Here is a 14,661-nt window from a genome sequence, read left to right on the forward strand (position 1 = left end):
CTTAGGATGCAATCCCGGCTTTGCTGTGCAGCTATACATCGTGATGCTGGGATTGCATCCGGCCTACGTGTAAAACAAAAAAAGGCCGCGGTTTCCCGCGGCCTTTCGTACAAACAAAGCGCAGCGGTTTACGCCAGGCCTGCCTGCTTCATCACTTCGGCGGCGAAATCCTCTTCCACCTTCTCGATGCCTTCGCCAACGGCCAGGCGCACCACCGACACCACATCGGCGCCTTCCTTCTTCAGTGCGTCGGCGACGGTGACGTTGGTATCCAGCACGTAAGGCTGGCCGAGCAGGGTGACTTCGGAAATGATCTTGGCGACCTTGCCGCTGACGATCTTTTCCAGAATGTCGGCCGGCTTGTTCTTTTCCTTGTCGGACATCTGGCTCAGCGCGATTTCCTTTTCCTTGGTCAGGAAATCGGCCGGTACGTCCTCGGCGCGCACGAACTGCGGATTCATCGCCGCAACGTGCATGGCGACACCCTTGGCCAGCTCTTCGGAACCGCCCTTGAGCGCTACCAGCACGCCGATGCGGCCGCCGTGCAGGTAGCTGGCGATGACGCCGTCATTGGCCACGCGCGCCATGCGACGCACCTGGATGTTCTCGCCGATGGTGGCGATCAGCGTCTTGGAGGCTTCCTCGACCGTGCCGCCGCCCGGATAGGCGGCCGCCTTCAGGGCCTCGGCGTCTTCGGCGCCGGACTTCAACGCGATCTCGGCGACGCTGTCGCTGAACTTCACGAAGTCGGGGTTCTTGGTGACGAAGTCGGTTTCGCAGTTCACTTCGACCAGCACGGCGTTGCCGTTGGCCTGGGCGGCCACGATACGGCCTTCGGCGGCCACGCGGCCGGCCTTCTTGTCGGCCTTGGCCAGACCCGACTTGCGCAGCCATTCCATGGCCACTTCGATGTCGCCATTGTTCTCGACCAGCGCCTTCTTGCATTCCATCATGCCGGCGCCGGAACGCTCGCGGAGTTCCTTGACCAGTTGGGCGGAAATAGTGCTCATGGGATCCTCGGAAAACTTGGGGGCGCCAGGCGATCGTGCCGACCGCCTGGCGCGGGGTGAGACTTATTCGGCGTCGGCGGTGTCGTGCTGTGCGCGACCGCCACGACCGCCGCGGTTGCCACGGCCACCGTCGCGATCGCCACGGCCGGCGCCCTTCTTGGCCGGCGGATTGCGACGCGGCGCAGCGGCGCGGCGCTCATCCTCGTCCTTGGCGACCGGGTTGCCTTCCTCGTCCAGCTCGACGAACTCGTTGGCGTCGCCCTGGGCGGCGGCCGGTGCGGCAGCCTTGCCTTCCAGGATCGAGTCGGCGGCGGCACGGGCGTACAGCTGGATGGCGCGGATGGCGTCATCGTTGCCCGGGATGGGGTAATCCACCAATTCGGGGTTGTAGTTGGTGTCGACCACGGCGATCACCGGGATGCCGAGCTTCTTGGCTTCCTGCACGGCGATGTTTTCGTGGCCGATGTCGATCACGAACAGCGCGTCGGGCAGGCGGTTCATGTTCTTGATGCCGCCGAGCGAATTTTCCAGCTTGGCGCGTTCGCGGCGGCGAGCCAGCACTTCGTGCTTGACCAGCTTGTCGAAGCTGCCGTCGGTTTCGGCCGCTTCCAGTTCCTTCAGGCGGGCGACCGACTGCTTCACGGTGCGGAAGTTGGTCAGCATGCCGCCGAGCCAGCGGGCGGTGACGAAGGGCATGCCGGCGCGCGCGGCTTCTTCGGCCAATGGCTCACGGGCGGAACGCTTGGTGCCCACGAACAGCACGGTGCCGCGCTTCTGCGCCAGGCCCGACAGGAAATGCATCGCGTCGGTGAACAGCGGCAGCGTCTTTTCGAGGTTGATGATGTGGATCTTGCCGCGGGCGCCAAAGATGTACGGAGCCATCTTCGGGTTCCAGTAGCGGGTCTGGTGACCGAAATGCACGCCAGCTTCCAGCATCTGACGCATGGTGACTTGAGCCATGGTAGTACTCCTGCAGTGGGCCTTTTTAAGGTGGCCCGGGGGTTGGGACCTCCACGTATCCCCGGCTTCGACCGTAGCGTTCCCATGGCTTGGAGAGGGGCGGCTACGGCACCCCGAAGACGGTGCCGATACGTGTGTGGCATTGGTTGGGGTTGTACCGCAGCACGGTTACAATCCCGCTTCGCTTTGCGCCGTGCGGGCCATCAAATGGCCGGAAGCGGTCTGCAAAACCCGGAAATTGTAGCCGGGACCACCGCTTCGCGGCAAGTTGGGCTGGCTTTTGCCCGTCTCGCCGCCATATTCACGAACAGCTATGGCTATTACCCTCAAAACCGCTCAAGACCTCGATAGCATGCGCACTGCCGGCCGTCTGGCCGCCGAAGTGCTGGCCATGCTCAAGGAATACGTCAAGCCCGGGGTGACCACCGAGGACCTCGACCGCATCGCCTATGAGCACATCGTGAAGGTGCAGAAGGCGATTCCGGCCAACGTGGGCTACCACGGCTTTCCCAAGACCCTGTGCACCTCGGTCAACCACGTGATCTGCCACGGCATCCCCAGCCCGGGCAAGGTGCTGAAAGACGGCGACATCATCAATCTGGACGTCACCGTCATCAAGGACGGCTGGCACGGCGACACCAGCCGCATGTACTTCGTCGGCAACCCCGGCGTGCTGGCCAAACGCCTGGTGGATACCACCTATGAAGCGATGATGCGCGGCATCGAGGCGGTGCGCCCCGGCGCCACGCTCGGCGACGTCGGCCATGCGATCCAGAAGCACGCCGAGGCGGCGGGTTTCTCGGTGGTGCGCGAGTACTGCGGCCACGGCATCGGCAAGGTCTATCACGACGAACCGCAGGTACTGCATTACGGCAAGCCCGGCACCGGCGTGGTGCTGCAGAAGGGCATGACCTTCACGGTCGAGCCGATGATCAACGCCGGCAAGCCGCAGACCAAGCAGCTGCCGGACGGCTGGACCGTGGTCACCAAGGATCACTCGCTGTCGGCGCAGTGGGAGCACACCATTGCGGTGACCGATGACGGGTTCGAGATCCTCACGCCCTGGCCGGATGCGTGAAGCCATAAGTTGGGGTGCAAACCCCAACATGTCATGTCGATGTGGGTGATGATGTTGGGGTTCGCACTCCAACCTACGTCGGAAGAAAGCCCCGAACGCGGACTTGAACCAAACACCCATGACCCCATCCGCCGTGCCCCTGCCGCCGCTGCCGCGCCTTCCGGTCGCCATTCCGCGCTCTGGCGTCTCCAGCGAAGCGCGCATCGCGCTGCGCCAACTGCTGGGCGATCTCAACCGCGCCATCGAGCTGGCGTTTCGCGATGGCGCCGACGCCACTGATCTTGCGCGCCGGCGCGGCGATTCGGTGACGCGCATCGTGGCGCACGTATGGATGGCCTGCCTGGGCGAGGTCACCGACGCGGCGCTGTTCGCCATCGGCGGCTTCGGGCGCGGGCTGTTGTTTCCGTATTCGGATATCGACTTGCTGGCCTTGGTGCAGCATGCCGATTCATCGCGCCTGCGCGCGCTGGAGCAATGCTTCGCCACCTTCTGGGACATCGGCCTGAAAGTCGGCCATGCGGTGCGCGATCCGGAACAATGCCGCACGCTGGCGGCGTCAGATGCGAGCGTGTTCACCAGCCTGCTCGATGCGCGGCGATTGGCTGGCGATCCCTCGCTGGATGAAAGCCTGCGCAGCATCGTCGAAGCGCCCGACATGTGGCCGCCGCGCCCCTACCTGCAGGCGCGCCTGGCCGAGCGCGATGCGCGCTTCAAGCGTTTCGACGACACCGCCTACAACCTCGAGCCCAATCTCAAGGACGGCCCGGGTGGGTTGCGCACGCTCGATTCGCTGCGCTGGCTCGGCAAGCGTCTGGCGCATGCGCCGGATTTTCCGGACATGGAGGCCGAAGGGCTGCTCGATCCGGCCGAATGCGACACCTTGCTGCAGGCCGAGGCGACGCTGCGCCGTTATCGCTTCGCCTTGCATCTGGAAGCGGGCCGTCCGGAAGAACGCCTGTTGTTCGACTATCAGCGCGCGCTTGCCGCACGGCTTGGCTTCGAAGACGAGCACGAAAAAAATCTCGGCGTCGAGCAATTCATGCAGGGCTACTACCGCGCCGCCAGCCAGGTGGAACGGCTGGGCTGGCAGATCGCCGAACGCTTCGTGGAAATGCTGGAGCCGCCGAGCGACGCGCAGCCGGTCGGCGAGGATTTCGTGCGTTATGGCGCGCGCATCGCCGTGCGCGATCCGGACCTGTTCACCCATCGTCCGGCTGCCCTGGTCGACATCTTCATTGCGCGTCTGGACCAGCAGGGTGTGATCGGCTTCACCGCCGACACCATGCGCCGCGTGCACCAGGCCACCGCGGCGATGAGTACGCAGTTGGCAGACGATTCGCAGGTGCTGGCCTCGTTCCTGCAATTGTTGCGGCATGGTGCGCCGGCGGTTGACGCGCTGTGGCGGATGAATCGCCATGGCCTGCTCGCGGCGATCCTGCCGGCGTTCGGCAAGGTGTTCGGACGCATGCAGTACGACCTGTTCCACGTCTACACCGTGGACGAACACACGCTGCGCGTGCTGCGCAACGTCGCGCGTTTTGCCGATCCTTCCACGCAGGCGGAATTTCCGCTGGCCTGCGAAGTATGGTCCACCTTGCCGAAGCCGGAAGTATTGCTGCTGGCCGCGCTGTTCCACGATATCGCCAAGGGCCGCGGCGGCGACCATTCCGTGCTCGGCGAAGAAGATGCGCGCGCCTTCGGCAAAAAACTCAGCCTGCCGGACGAGGACATCGAACGCGTGGCCTGGCTGGTGCGCTGGCATCTGTTGATGAGCACCACCGCGCAGCGTCAGGACATCACCGACCCCGACGTCGTGCACCGCTTTGCCGACATCGTCGGCGGACGCGAACGACTCGGGCAGCTTTATCTCCTGACCATCGCCGACATCATCGGCACCAGCCCGCGCCTGTGGAATGCGTGGAAAGATCGCCTGCTGGCCGATCTTTATACGGCTACCCGCTACGCCTTGCGGCGCGAAGCCAAGCCATCGCCTGGCGCCGCCGCGCGTGCGCAAGCATGCCGCGAACAGGCGATGGCCTTGCTCACTGCCGAGGGCAACGATGCGACGGCGGTGGCGCAGCTATGGGACAGCTTCCCGATGGTGAGCTTCCTGCGCCATCGGCCGGAGCAGATCGCCTGGCAGACTTCGCAGATCCTGCACGGCCAGGGCAAGCTGCCGTTGATCGCGGTCAACCCGCTGTCGATACGCGGCAGCACCGAGCTGTTCGTCTACGCGCCCGATCGCGACGGCCTGTTCGCCAACGTCACCGCCATGCTCGATCGCCTGCATTTCTCGGTGATGGAAGCGCGTGTGTTGAGTTCGCCGGACGGCAAGGCGATGGATACCTTCCTGCTGCTGGAAGCGGAAAACCAGAAGCCGGCCAGCCACGAACGCGCGGAGGAACTGCAGCAGCGCCTGCATCGCGCCTTGTCGCAGTCGGCGCCGATCATGCCGCCACGGCGCAGCATGTCGCGGCACCTGAAGCATTTCCAGATGACCCCGCGCATCGACTTCAAGCAGTCGGACGGACGCACGCAGATGGCGCTGGTGTGCAGCGACCGTCCCGGCCTGCTCGCCGCCGTCACGCAAGTGCTGATGGCCTGCGAAGTGCGCGTGCACGATGCGCGCATTGCCACCTTCGGCGAGCGCGTGGAAGATTTCTTCCAGCTCACCGATCGCCGCAATGCGCCGCTGAGCGAGACACAGCAACAGCGTTTGTGGCAGGCTTTGGCGGAGCGGATCGGACCACAGAGCTTGTCCGCATAGCCCAGGCATCGTCCTTACCCATGGCTAGGCAAGCTCGCAAGGAGCGTGAAAGCGAATGATTCACGCGCCTTGGCTGGGAATGATTTCCCGCCACGGCTGCATCGGCAGCCTGCCATCACCCAATCCTTTTATTCTTTGGCCGAAACAGGCCGCGTAAGGCTGTGCTTCCATGTCCGCATCTCATACCTTTCTCAAGCTTGCTCGACAACTTCACCTGTACATCGGCGTGTTCATTGCGCCGGCCGTGTTGTTCTTCGCATTCACCGGCGGTTTGCAGGTCTTCGGCCTGCATGAAGCCTCGCGCAGCAGCGACTACAAACCGCCCGCATGGTTGGCGATTGCCGGCCAGTTGCACAAGAAACAGACCGATGTGATGCCGGTGCGCAAACTGCGGCCGACGGAAACCGCCCCTTCATCGAGCCTGGCCAATACCCCCTCACCGATGAAGCCGGATCTGCCCTCTGCATCCGTCAGGCATCCACTGCCGTTGAAAATTTTCTCCGCCTTCGTTTCCTTCGGGCTGTTCGTATCGACCTTGCTCGGCCTGTACATGGCCTATCGCTATACGCGCAAACACCTGCTTATAAGCGCGCTTTTGATCCTGGGAACGGTGGTGCCGGTCGTGCTTGCCTTGATTTGAGGCGGACATGAAGAGCGGCACGCTTTGTCATTTGGGCAAGGCGCGGCCAGTGCGCTATCTTCCCCTGATCCGAATACGAGCCTTTCCCCATGCAGTCCATCGAAACCCTGATCAACGACGCCTTCGAGCGCCGCAACGACCTCACCCAGGCCGAGGTCGAAACCCACCTGCGTCCCGCGCTGACCCAGGTCATGAATCTGCTCGAATCGGGCGAGCAGCGCGTGGCCGCGCCGGACGGGAAGGGCGGCTGGACGGTCAATCAATGGTTGAAGAAAGCGGTGCTGCTGTATTTCCGCATCAACGGCAACCGCGTGGTGGATGGCGGCCCGGCGCTCGCGTTCGACAAAGTGCCGCTGCGTTTCGCGCACGGCGACGATGCATCGCTGGAAACGCTTGGCGCGCGCGTGGTACCCGGCGCATTGGTACGTCGTGGCGCGCACATCGCCAAAGATGCCGTGCTGATGCCGAGCTACGTGAACATCGGCGCCTACGTCGGCGCCGGCACCATGGTCGATACCTGGGCGACGGTCGGTTCCTGCGCGCAGATCGGCGCGGGCGTGCACTTGTCCGGCGGCGTCGGCATCGGGGGTGTGCTGGAGCCGTTGCAGGCCAATCCCACCATCATCGAGGACAACTGCTTTATCGGCGCGCGTTCCGAAGTGGTCGAAGGCGTGGTGGTGGAACGCGGCAGCGTGATCGGCATGGGTGTATTCCTCGGCCAGTCCACGCGCATCTACAACCGCGCAACAGGTGAAGTCAGTTATGGCCGCGTACCTGCGGGCAGCGTGGTGGTGGCCGGCAACCTGCCGGCGAAGGACGGCAGCCACAGTTTGTACGCGGCCATCATCGTCAAGCAGGTGGACGAAAAAACCCGCAGCAAGACCGGCATCAACGAACTTCTGCGCAGCGGCGAATGACATGAGCGCGATCACTCTCTACGGCCTGCCCAACTGCGATACCTGCAAAAAAGCGCGCAACTGGCTTGCCCGCTTCGAGGTGGCGCACGAGTTCGTCGACTATCGCGCCCATCCGGTGCCGCCAACCACGCTCAAGGCCTGGGCGCAGCAACTCGGTGGCTGGGAGAAGCTGGTCAACAAGTCCAGCACCACCTGGCGCAACTTGCTGCCGCAGCGCAAGAACCCCGGCACTGACCCGGAATGGACATTGCTGCTGAAAGAATACCCCGCACTGGTCCGCCGCCCGGTCGTCGTGCAGGCCGATGGCGCAGTCAGCGTGGGATTCACCGATAACGGCTTCAAGAAACTGTTCGGGCGTTAAACATCATGTCAGAGGTGTTGGATCTTGCTGTCGATCTCATTCGCCGCCGTTCGATCACGCCGGAAGATGCCGGTTGCCTGCCGGAAATCGGCGCACGGTTGACCCGCCTGGGTTTTCGTATCGAGCACCTGCGCTATGGCGAGACGGATAACTTCTGGGCCACGCATGGTGCGGACAATGCGCCGGGGCAGGGGCCGCTATTGGTGTTTCTGGGCCATACCGACGTCGTGCCGAGCGGTCCGGAAGAAAACTGGCAGAGTCCGCCGTTCGAACCGAGCGTGCGCGATGGCCGTCTATACGGCCGTGGCGCAGCGGACATGAAAGGCGCAGTGGCGGCGATGACGATAGCGCTGGAACGCTTCGTATCCCTGCATCCGGATCATCCGGGCCGCGTGGGCTTGCTGCTGACCAGCGACGAGGAAGGCCCGACCAATCTCGATGGCGTGCGACGCATCGCCAGTTATCTGCGCGAGATCGGCGACCATATCGACTGGTGCGTGGTGGGCGAGCCTTCGTCCAAGGAAAAGCTGGGTGACCTGATCCGCGTCGGGCGGCGCGGTTCGCTCTCGGGCACGTTGACGGTGCGCGGCGTGCAAGGGCACGTGGCGTATCCGGAAAAGGCATTGAACCCGATTCATGCATTTGCGCCGGCGCTGGCCGAACTGGCGGCAGAACGCTGGGACGAAGGCAACGCGGATTTTCCGCCAACCTCGTTCCAGGTTTCCAATCTCAACGCCGGCACCGGCGCGACCAACGTCATTCCCGGCTCGCTCACCGCGCTGATCAATTTCCGCTACAGCACCGCCAGCACGGCGGAGAACCTGCGCAAGCGCACCGAGGCGATCCTCGCCAAGCACGACCTGGATTACTCGCTGGAATGGACGCTCTCCGGCGAACCCTTCCTGTGTCCCTCCGGCGGACGCCTGCGCAGCACGGTGGTCTCCGTATGTCGCGAGCTATGCGGCACCGAACCGGAACAGAGCACCGGCGGCGGCACGTCCGATGGCCGTTTCATCGCGCCGATGGGTGCGGAAGTGGTGGAGCTCGGGCCGGTCAACGCCACCATCCACAAGGTGGATGAATGCATCGACGTGGCGGAACTGGAGCGCTTGCCGGAGTTGTATCAGGCGATCTGCGAGCGGATGCTGTTGAAGTCGTGTTGCTGATGGGGTGCAAACCCCAACATCACCATGCACGCATACATCCCGACGTTGGGGTTCGCACCCCAACCTATGCCGTCCCGTTCAACGTGACGCAGGCTCCAACACCAACGTATGCCGATCCTCACCCGGCATCAGCGGCGTAGGCTTTCCGCGCACCCAATCCTCGTGACCGGCGCCATAGAACGGCGACAGCGGGTTGTCACTTTGCCCACCGGGCATTTCCAGAATGCCTTCGTCTTCGTGACCGGGTGACACATCGATGCGCTCGGACGCGCCGAACCCCGGCGAGGCCACGCGCGGCATGTTGTGATCGCCGGGCAGCGGTTCGTCCGGCATGTCGAGCCAATGGCCGACGAAGCCGGGCAGGGCGCGCGAAAGCGGATGACGCACGCCAGCGCGATTCACTTCACCCCACGTCCGCGCACCCAAACCACCTGGTTGCTTGCCCAGGCTATCGGCGACATCGCGCGCCGCCTGCAGCAACAACGCGTGCCAATCGCGATAAGCCGGATCGAGCAGATGCGGCGGTTGTTGCTGGATCAACATCCATACCGCCGCTTCCTGGTTGCCTGGGCCGGGCCATTCGAAATCCTCAAAACGCTGCTGGATCTGCGCGGCGAATGGCGCCAGCACCAGCTTGTGCACCTCGTCGCGGAAGGCGTGCACCAGGCGGTAATCCACGCTGTCCGGCGCGGCCTGGTTGCGCCACGCGGCGGTGAGCTGGCGCAGCTGATTGAGCGAAGGATCCTGCACGTTCGCCAGCGTGGCCTGCAGCAGTTGCTGCCAGCGGGAAAGGAACAGGGCGTGATCATCCAGCTGGATGTCCAGCAGATTGCCTGGACCGAAATCGGCGCGTGCGCGCAGGTCGTCACGAATCTGCTGCGCGCGTGCGCCGATGTCGTGCCCGCCTTCGCCGAGCAAGGCCAGTTCGTCGGTGCCCACCGTGCGGTTGTTGGCCGTCCACAAGCGTCCGTCGGCGGGATTTTCGATGCGCGGGTATTGCGAAGGCATGGCCCAGCCGGTCCAGCCGGTATTCGCCTGCGACCAGTCGGCCGGACGCTGCGGATCGAAGCCGGTGCGCAGCGGAATGCTGTTGCCGGCAATGGTCCAGCCGATATGGCCGGCGCTGTCGGCGACCAGGAAATTCTGCGGCGGCATGCCGAAGCTCGGCGCCAGATCCAGCGCGGCCGATGCGCTGCCGGCGTGTTCGAGCTGCATCAGCGCCACGTTGTAGGCGCGCGGCAGATCGCCGATCCATGCCAGCGCGAGCGGCGTGCCGTCGGTGTCCTTGTTGAGGATGGGTCCCCAGCGCGTGTCTTCCACGCGCAAGGTATAAGGTGCGGCGCCTTTGACGCGGATGATCTCGTCATGCGATTCGATCGTCGCCCAGCCATCCGGCACTTTGTAGCGGTTCGCATCGTGCGGATCGTGTTGCACACGTACCCAATCCTGCCAGTCGCCATAGCTATTGGTGAAACCCCAGGCGACCTGCCCATTCGAGCCCACCACCAGCGCCGGCGTGCCGGGCAGGGTGACGCCGACGACATCGCGCTGTCCCTTCGGCGCGGACGGATCGGGATAACGCAGGCGCGCGCGGAACCAGATGTCCGGCACGCGCAGGCCCAGGTGCATGTCATTGGCGAGAATCGCCGCGCCCGTGCGCGAAATGCTGCCCGCCACGGCAAAGCTGTTGCTGCCGGGATAGGCGCGGTCCACCGACGGAATGGACGCAGCGGCCAACGGCGCGCCGCCGCTTGGCGCGTGTGCACGGCGCAGGTCGAAAACATCCGCGCCGGGTATCACCGGCGATGGCGAGGTGCCATCTTTCAACGGCGCTTCCCAGTTCGGATCGGGCGAGATCAGGAAATTCACCAGCGGCTCGGGCAGCGCTGCGCGCATCTGCGCGATGTGCAGCTCGCGTTGGTTGAGGCCGTCGTCGTTCAAGTCCAGATACATCGCCGCGATCACCAGCATCGAATCTTCCGAACGCCACGGTTGCGGCTTGGTGCCGAGCAGCAGGTATTCCCACGGTTTCTCGCGCAGGTTGGCCAGGCCCGCGTTGACACCGTCGCGATAACTATCCAGCGTGTGCTTCTGCTCGGGCGAAAGCGCCGCATAGGCGGCCTCGGTCACGGCGCGCAGGCGATGGCGGCGATGCTTGATATCGGTATCCAGCGCCGCCGCACCCACCAGTTCCGACAGCTCGCCCGCCGCCACGCGGCGCATCAGGTCCATCGGAAAGAAGCGTTCCTGCGCGTGCACGTAGCCGAGCGCATAGCTGATGTCGTCGCGCGATTGGCCGGTGAAGGTGGCCGTGCCCAGGGCATCGCGCGTGATGGTCACTGCGTGCTGCACGCCAGGCACCTGGCGATGGCCATCCAGTTGCGCGCGGCTGCCGGCGAGCAGCCACCAAGCGCCGGCGATCAGCGCCAGCACCACGAACAGCAGGAAGATGAGAAGTGCGCGGAACCAACGTACCCGAGGTTTCGTTGTCATTGATCGGCAAACACCGCAAAGATGCCCGCGTAGGGCTTGACCATGAAGGTGGGAGCGCCGGCGTAGCCGGTGCCGTCGATGTAGAACTGCGAAATGCTGCCGTCGAGATAGAGCGCGTCGCGGCAGCCGAGCTGGTCGCGGAACAACTGCGCGAAAGTGTGGAAATTGACCGGCGTATCGCTCACCGCAAACACCACCTGGTGCGGCGTGCGCGCGCACACGCCGCTGCGCCACTTGGTGCTGGCCGAATCATGCACGAACTGCTCGTTGATCTTGCCGTCGATCACCAGCATCGGCCCCGATTGCGTGGCCCAGTCCGCCGGTTTGCCGTCCGTCTTGAAATCAGTGCTGGTGCGCACCGCGGCATGGCCGTCCGGATAAATGGCGAACACGCCGTTGGGGCGGATCGAGAAATTGCCCGCCGCCGGATTGCCGCGAAACAGGTTCAGCGGCACCAGTGTCTTGCCGTGTTCCACGTACAGGCCCAGCGGTGCGTTCGACTGGTCGTAGATGCCGGCATTGGCGGCGAACATCAGCCGCTTGCCGTTGGCCGCGCCCCATTCGCGCAGGCTCTGGATATCGCCGAACGGCTCGCCGGTATCGGGATTTTTCCAATGCAGCGTCAGTGCTTCGCGATGGAGGTCAAGGCTCACCACAGTGAAATCCTGGCCCTGGAAATTCACTTCGCGGCTCTCCATCGGCTGTACCTGGCTGCTGCAGGCAGCCAGGCATGCCAGCGCCGCCAACAGGGCGGGCAGGCGATGCAGCAGGCTGCGACGCAACCGTTGAGAAGGGGCGGACGAGCGCATCCGGGGATGGTCGCCGCACCAGCGCGATGGATGCAAGAGCATCGACGCCGGTTCCGCGCGTAAACTTCAGCTTTGAGACTTCAGTACCCGCAAGGGATGCCCATGCCCTACACGCCCATCGTCGCCACGCTCGGTTACGTGCTCTCGCCGGATCGGCGCAAGGTGTTGATGATCCACCGCAATGCGCGGCCCGACGACCAGCACCTGGGCAAGTACAACGGCCTGGGCGGCAAGATGGAGCCTGGCGAGGACATCGCCGCCTGCATGCGCCGGGAGATCCATGAAGAAGCCGGCATCGAGTGCGAAACCATGCACCTGCGCGGCACGCTCAACTGGCCCGGCTTCGGCAAGCGGGGCGAAGACTGGTTGGGTTTCATCTTCGTCATCGACAGCTTCAGCGGCGAGCCGTACACGTCCAACCCCGAAGGCACGCTGGAATGGGTCGAGCTGGACCACTTGATGGACCTGCCGATGTGGGAAGGCGACCGCCACTTCCTGCCGCTGGTGTTCGACCGCGACCCGCGTCCGTTCCACGGCGTGATGCCCTACAAGGATGGGCGCATGCAGTCGTGGTCGTTTACGCGGCTGTGATCGCTTGTAGGTTGGGGTGCGAACCTCAACACGGCCATCTACAAACACGGCGACGTTGGGGTTTGCACCCCAACCTACGATGCCTGGCGCACCACGACGACTGCATTCAATCCCCCGAATGCAAACGAATTGCTCAGCGCCGCGCGCACGTTCATGGCGCGTGCTTCATGCGGCACGTAATCCAGATCGCAGGCGGGATCGGGCGCAACGTAGTTGAGGGTGGGCGGCACGATGCCGTGGCGCAGCGCGCCGATTACCGCGAGCATTTCCAATGCGCCGGCCGCGCCGAGCGCATGGCCATGCATCGGCTTGGTCGATGTCACTGCAAGACGGTGCGCATGCTCGCCGAACACCGTGTGAATGGCGCGCGTTTCGGTCGAATCGTTGGCTGCAGTGCCGGTGCCGTGCGCGTTGATGTAGTCGATCTCGCCCGGCTGCATGCCGGCATCGTTCAACGCGGCCTGCATGGCCGCTGCTGCGCCGACGTCCGAAGGCGCGGCGATGTCGCCGGCGTCCGCGCTCATGCCCGCGCCGGCCAATTCCGCCAGGATGGTCGCGCCGCGCGCCTGCGCGCTTTCCAGGGTCTCCAGCACGAACATTGCCGCGCCTTCACCCAGCACCAAGCCGCGACGGTTGGCGCTGAACGGACGGCAGGTGTCGGGCGCCAGTACGCGCATTGCTTCCCAGGCCTGCATCACGCCGGGAGTAATGCATGCTTCGGTGCCGCCGACCACGGCGGTATCGACCAGGCCGGCGCGTATCATCATTGCGGCCTGTGCAAAGGCATGATTGGACGACGCGCACGCGCTGGCTACGGTGAAGGTAGGGCCGGTGATGCCGTGCGCCATGCTGATATGGCTGCAGGGCGCGCTGCTCATGATGCGCACGATGCCCAGCGGGTGAAAACGGCCGGATTTCTCCGCGTAAAGCTTGCGGTACAAACCGTCACGCGTTTCTTCGCCGGCCGCGCCGGTGCCGACCACCACGGCGGTGCGCGCGGTGCGCTCGTTGCGAAAGTCCAGGCCGGCCTGCCGGATCGCCTCGCCTGCGGCAACCAGCGCGTACTGGCTCAGCGGATCGAGGAACGGCAATTTCGCTTCCTCGATAAACGCCAGCGGTTCGAAATCGGCGATTTCCGCGCCGACCGGATTCCCGCGCATCAGGCTGGCGTCGAAATGCTGCAAGGGCGCGATGCCGCTGCGGCCCTCGGTCATCGCCTGCCAGATATCCGGAACGTTGTGGCCGAGCGCGCAGATGCCACCCATGCCGGTGATCACGATACGGCGCATATCAGCTGTCGGCGGGTTTCTGCGCGAGCTGGCGCTCCACGGCACCGATCAGGTCGCCGACGGTACCGCTCTCGAAATTGACGTCGTCGTTGGGCAGGTTGATGTTGAAATGTTCTTCGATGTCGAAAATCACTTCGATCGCGTCCAGCGAAGCGATGCCCAGATCCTTGAGCGTGGACTCGAGCTTGATGGTGCCTATATCGATCTTCGCCTGCTTGCTGATGATCTCGAAAACTTCTTGTTGCACTTGGCTCATGAAAACGTCCCCGTTGATCCCCTGCTCCAAGCGTGACGAAGCGCGCGTGCATTGTCCATATGAGCGGGAAGCGTAATTTTTCAGGTTCCCCGGCTCGTTCGTTCACCGCGCTTTGCCGGGGGCGCGATACATCGTCGCGTGCGATAGCTGAACCTTGCAGTTCTTGAATGGCCCCGCCCGCCAAATCAATCGCCCGCGATGACCTCGGGATGCTCTGACCTATTCCACGTACCCGTCACCACACGGTATGCGCGCCTCGCTGTGCTCCAGTGGCGAAGGCAGACTGGCGCATCGTCGAGACGCTGGGGTGCAGCGAGGCGCGCA

General features: G+C 64.2%; 13 protein-coding genes. 7 read left to right on the forward strand and 6 right to left on the reverse strand.

Going from position 1 to position 14,661, the window contains the following annotated elements:
* Positions 1 to 128: 128 nt before the first annotated feature.
* Positions 129 to 1,010 carry a translation elongation factor Ts gene (gene tsf, locus ACTHNE_RS06105; RefSeq protein ID WP_324939129.1) on the reverse strand — a complete coding sequence of 294 codons (882 nt, stop codon included), beginning with the start codon at positions 1,008 to 1,010 and terminating at the stop codon, positions 129 to 131.
* Between the two features lie 63 nt (positions 1,011 to 1,073).
* Entirely contained in the window at positions 1,074 to 1,970 is an 897-nt protein-coding gene (rpsB, locus tag ACTHNE_RS06110) for a 30S ribosomal protein S2 (protein WP_440268775.1), read from the reverse strand.
* Between the two features lie 313 nt (positions 1,971 to 2,283).
* Here rpsB and map point away from each other — a divergent pair, with 313 nt between their 5' ends.
* The 6 genes from map to dapE all read left to right on the forward strand — a co-directional run bounded on the left by map (position 2,284) and on the right by dapE (position 8,899).
* Positions 2,284 to 3,048, forward strand: a complete 765-nt coding sequence (map, locus tag ACTHNE_RS06115) for a type I methionyl aminopeptidase (protein ID WP_324943786.1) — start codon at positions 2,284 to 2,286, stop codon at positions 3,046 to 3,048.
* A 118-nt stretch (positions 3,049 to 3,166) separates the two neighbouring features.
* Positions 3,167 to 5,815 (forward strand): [protein-PII] uridylyltransferase, encoded by a 2,649-nt coding sequence (gene glnD, locus ACTHNE_RS06120; RefSeq protein ID WP_324943791.1) that lies wholly within the window; start codon positions 3,167 to 3,169, stop codon positions 5,813 to 5,815.
* 169 nt (positions 5,816 to 5,984) lie between these two features.
* Positions 5,985 to 6,455, forward strand: a complete 471-nt coding sequence (locus ACTHNE_RS06125) for a PepSY domain-containing protein (protein ID WP_440268776.1) — start codon at positions 5,985 to 5,987, stop codon at positions 6,453 to 6,455.
* Between the two features lie 89 nt (positions 6,456 to 6,544).
* Positions 6,545 to 7,372, forward strand: a complete 828-nt coding sequence (gene dapD / locus ACTHNE_RS06130) for a 2,3,4,5-tetrahydropyridine-2,6-dicarboxylate N-succinyltransferase (protein ID WP_324943797.1) — start codon at positions 6,545 to 6,547, stop codon at positions 7,370 to 7,372.
* Position 7,373: 1 nt separating this feature from the next.
* On the forward strand, positions 7,374 to 7,733 hold the full coding sequence (locus ACTHNE_RS06135; protein ID WP_324943800.1) for an arsenate reductase: 360 nt from the start codon (positions 7,374 to 7,376) through the stop codon (positions 7,731 to 7,733).
* 5 nt (positions 7,734 to 7,738) lie between these two features.
* Positions 7,739 to 8,899: a succinyl-diaminopimelate desuccinylase gene (gene dapE, locus ACTHNE_RS06140; protein WP_440268777.1), complete on the forward strand. Its 1,161-nt coding sequence runs from the start codon at positions 7,739 to 7,741 to the stop codon at positions 8,897 to 8,899.
* Between the two features lie 78 nt (positions 8,900 to 8,977).
* On the opposite strand, the gene ACTHNE_RS06145 is transcribed toward dapE, so the two are convergent.
* Both ACTHNE_RS06145 and ACTHNE_RS06150 read right to left on the reverse strand, forming a co-directional pair.
* Complete coding sequence (locus ACTHNE_RS06145; RefSeq protein ID WP_440268778.1) at positions 8,978 to 11,392, reverse strand: penicillin acylase family protein; 2,415 nt, start codon at positions 11,390 to 11,392, stop codon at positions 8,978 to 8,980.
* Complete coding sequence (locus ACTHNE_RS06150) at positions 11,389 to 12,201, reverse strand: phosphodiester glycosidase family protein (RefSeq protein ID WP_324943809.1); 813 nt, start codon at positions 12,199 to 12,201, stop codon at positions 11,389 to 11,391. The genes ACTHNE_RS06145 and ACTHNE_RS06150 overlap by 4 nt, the downstream gene beginning before the upstream one ends.
* Before the next feature lie 102 nt (positions 12,202 to 12,303).
* Between ACTHNE_RS06150 and ACTHNE_RS06155 the strand changes: the two genes are divergently transcribed.
* Positions 12,304 to 12,792 carry an NUDIX hydrolase gene (locus tag ACTHNE_RS06155; RefSeq protein ID WP_440268779.1) on the forward strand — a complete coding sequence of 163 codons (489 nt, stop codon included), beginning with the start codon at positions 12,304 to 12,306 and terminating at the stop codon, positions 12,790 to 12,792.
* 74 nt (positions 12,793 to 12,866) lie between these two features.
* Here ACTHNE_RS06155 and ACTHNE_RS06160 read toward each other — a convergent pair whose 3' ends face one another.
* Entirely contained in the window at positions 12,867 to 14,081 is a 1,215-nt protein-coding gene (locus ACTHNE_RS06160) for a beta-ketoacyl-[acyl-carrier-protein] synthase family protein (protein WP_324943815.1), read from the reverse strand.
* 1 nt (position 14,082) lies between these two features.
* Positions 14,083 to 14,337 (reverse strand): acyl carrier protein, encoded by a 255-nt coding sequence (locus ACTHNE_RS06165; RefSeq protein WP_324943818.1) that lies wholly within the window; start codon positions 14,335 to 14,337, stop codon positions 14,083 to 14,085.
* Positions 14,338 to 14,661 lie beyond the last annotated feature (324 nt).

Source organism: Dyella sp., from assembly GCF_051954575.1.
Taxonomy (GTDB): Bacteria; Pseudomonadota; Gammaproteobacteria; order Xanthomonadales; family Rhodanobacteraceae; genus Dyella_B.

What these genes read in the sequence shown, in the direction of transcription:
- tsf (WP_324939129.1), bottom strand. Translation starts at nt 1,010, where the DNA reads ATGAGCACTATTTCCGCCCAACTGGTCAAGGAACTCCGCGAGCGTTCC.
- rpsB (WP_440268775.1), bottom strand. Translation starts at nt 1,970, where the DNA reads ATGGCTCAAGTCACCATGCGTCAGATGCTGGAAGCTGGCGTGCATTTC.
- map (WP_324943786.1), top strand. Translation starts at nt 2,284, where the DNA reads ATGGCTATTACCCTCAAAACCGCTCAAGACCTCGATAGCATGCGCACT.
- glnD (WP_324943791.1), top strand. Translation starts at nt 3,167, where the DNA reads ATGACCCCATCCGCCGTGCCCCTGCCGCCGCTGCCGCGCCTTCCGGTC.
- ACTHNE_RS06125 (WP_440268776.1), top strand. Translation starts at nt 5,985, where the DNA reads ATGTCCGCATCTCATACCTTTCTCAAGCTTGCTCGACAACTTCACCTG.
- dapD (WP_324943797.1), top strand. Translation starts at nt 6,545, where the DNA reads ATGCAGTCCATCGAAACCCTGATCAACGACGCCTTCGAGCGCCGCAAC.
- ACTHNE_RS06135 (WP_324943800.1), top strand. Translation starts at nt 7,374, where the DNA reads ATGAGCGCGATCACTCTCTACGGCCTGCCCAACTGCGATACCTGCAAA.
- dapE (WP_440268777.1), top strand. Translation starts at nt 7,739, where the DNA reads ATGTCAGAGGTGTTGGATCTTGCTGTCGATCTCATTCGCCGCCGTTCG.
- ACTHNE_RS06145 (WP_440268778.1), bottom strand. Translation starts at nt 11,392, where the DNA reads ATGACAACGAAACCTCGGGTACGTTGGTTCCGCGCACTTCTCATCTTC.
- ACTHNE_RS06150 (WP_324943809.1), bottom strand. Translation starts at nt 12,201, where the DNA reads ATGCGCTCGTCCGCCCCTTCTCAACGGTTGCGTCGCAGCCTGCTGCAT.
- ACTHNE_RS06155 (WP_440268779.1), top strand. Translation starts at nt 12,304, where the DNA reads ATGCCCTACACGCCCATCGTCGCCACGCTCGGTTACGTGCTCTCGCCG.
- ACTHNE_RS06160 (WP_324943815.1), bottom strand. Translation starts at nt 14,081, where the DNA reads ATGCGCCGTATCGTGATCACCGGCATGGGTGGCATCTGCGCGCTCGGC.
- ACTHNE_RS06165 (WP_324943818.1), bottom strand. Translation starts at nt 14,337, where the DNA reads ATGAGCCAAGTGCAACAAGAAGTTTTCGAGATCATCAGCAAGCAGGCG.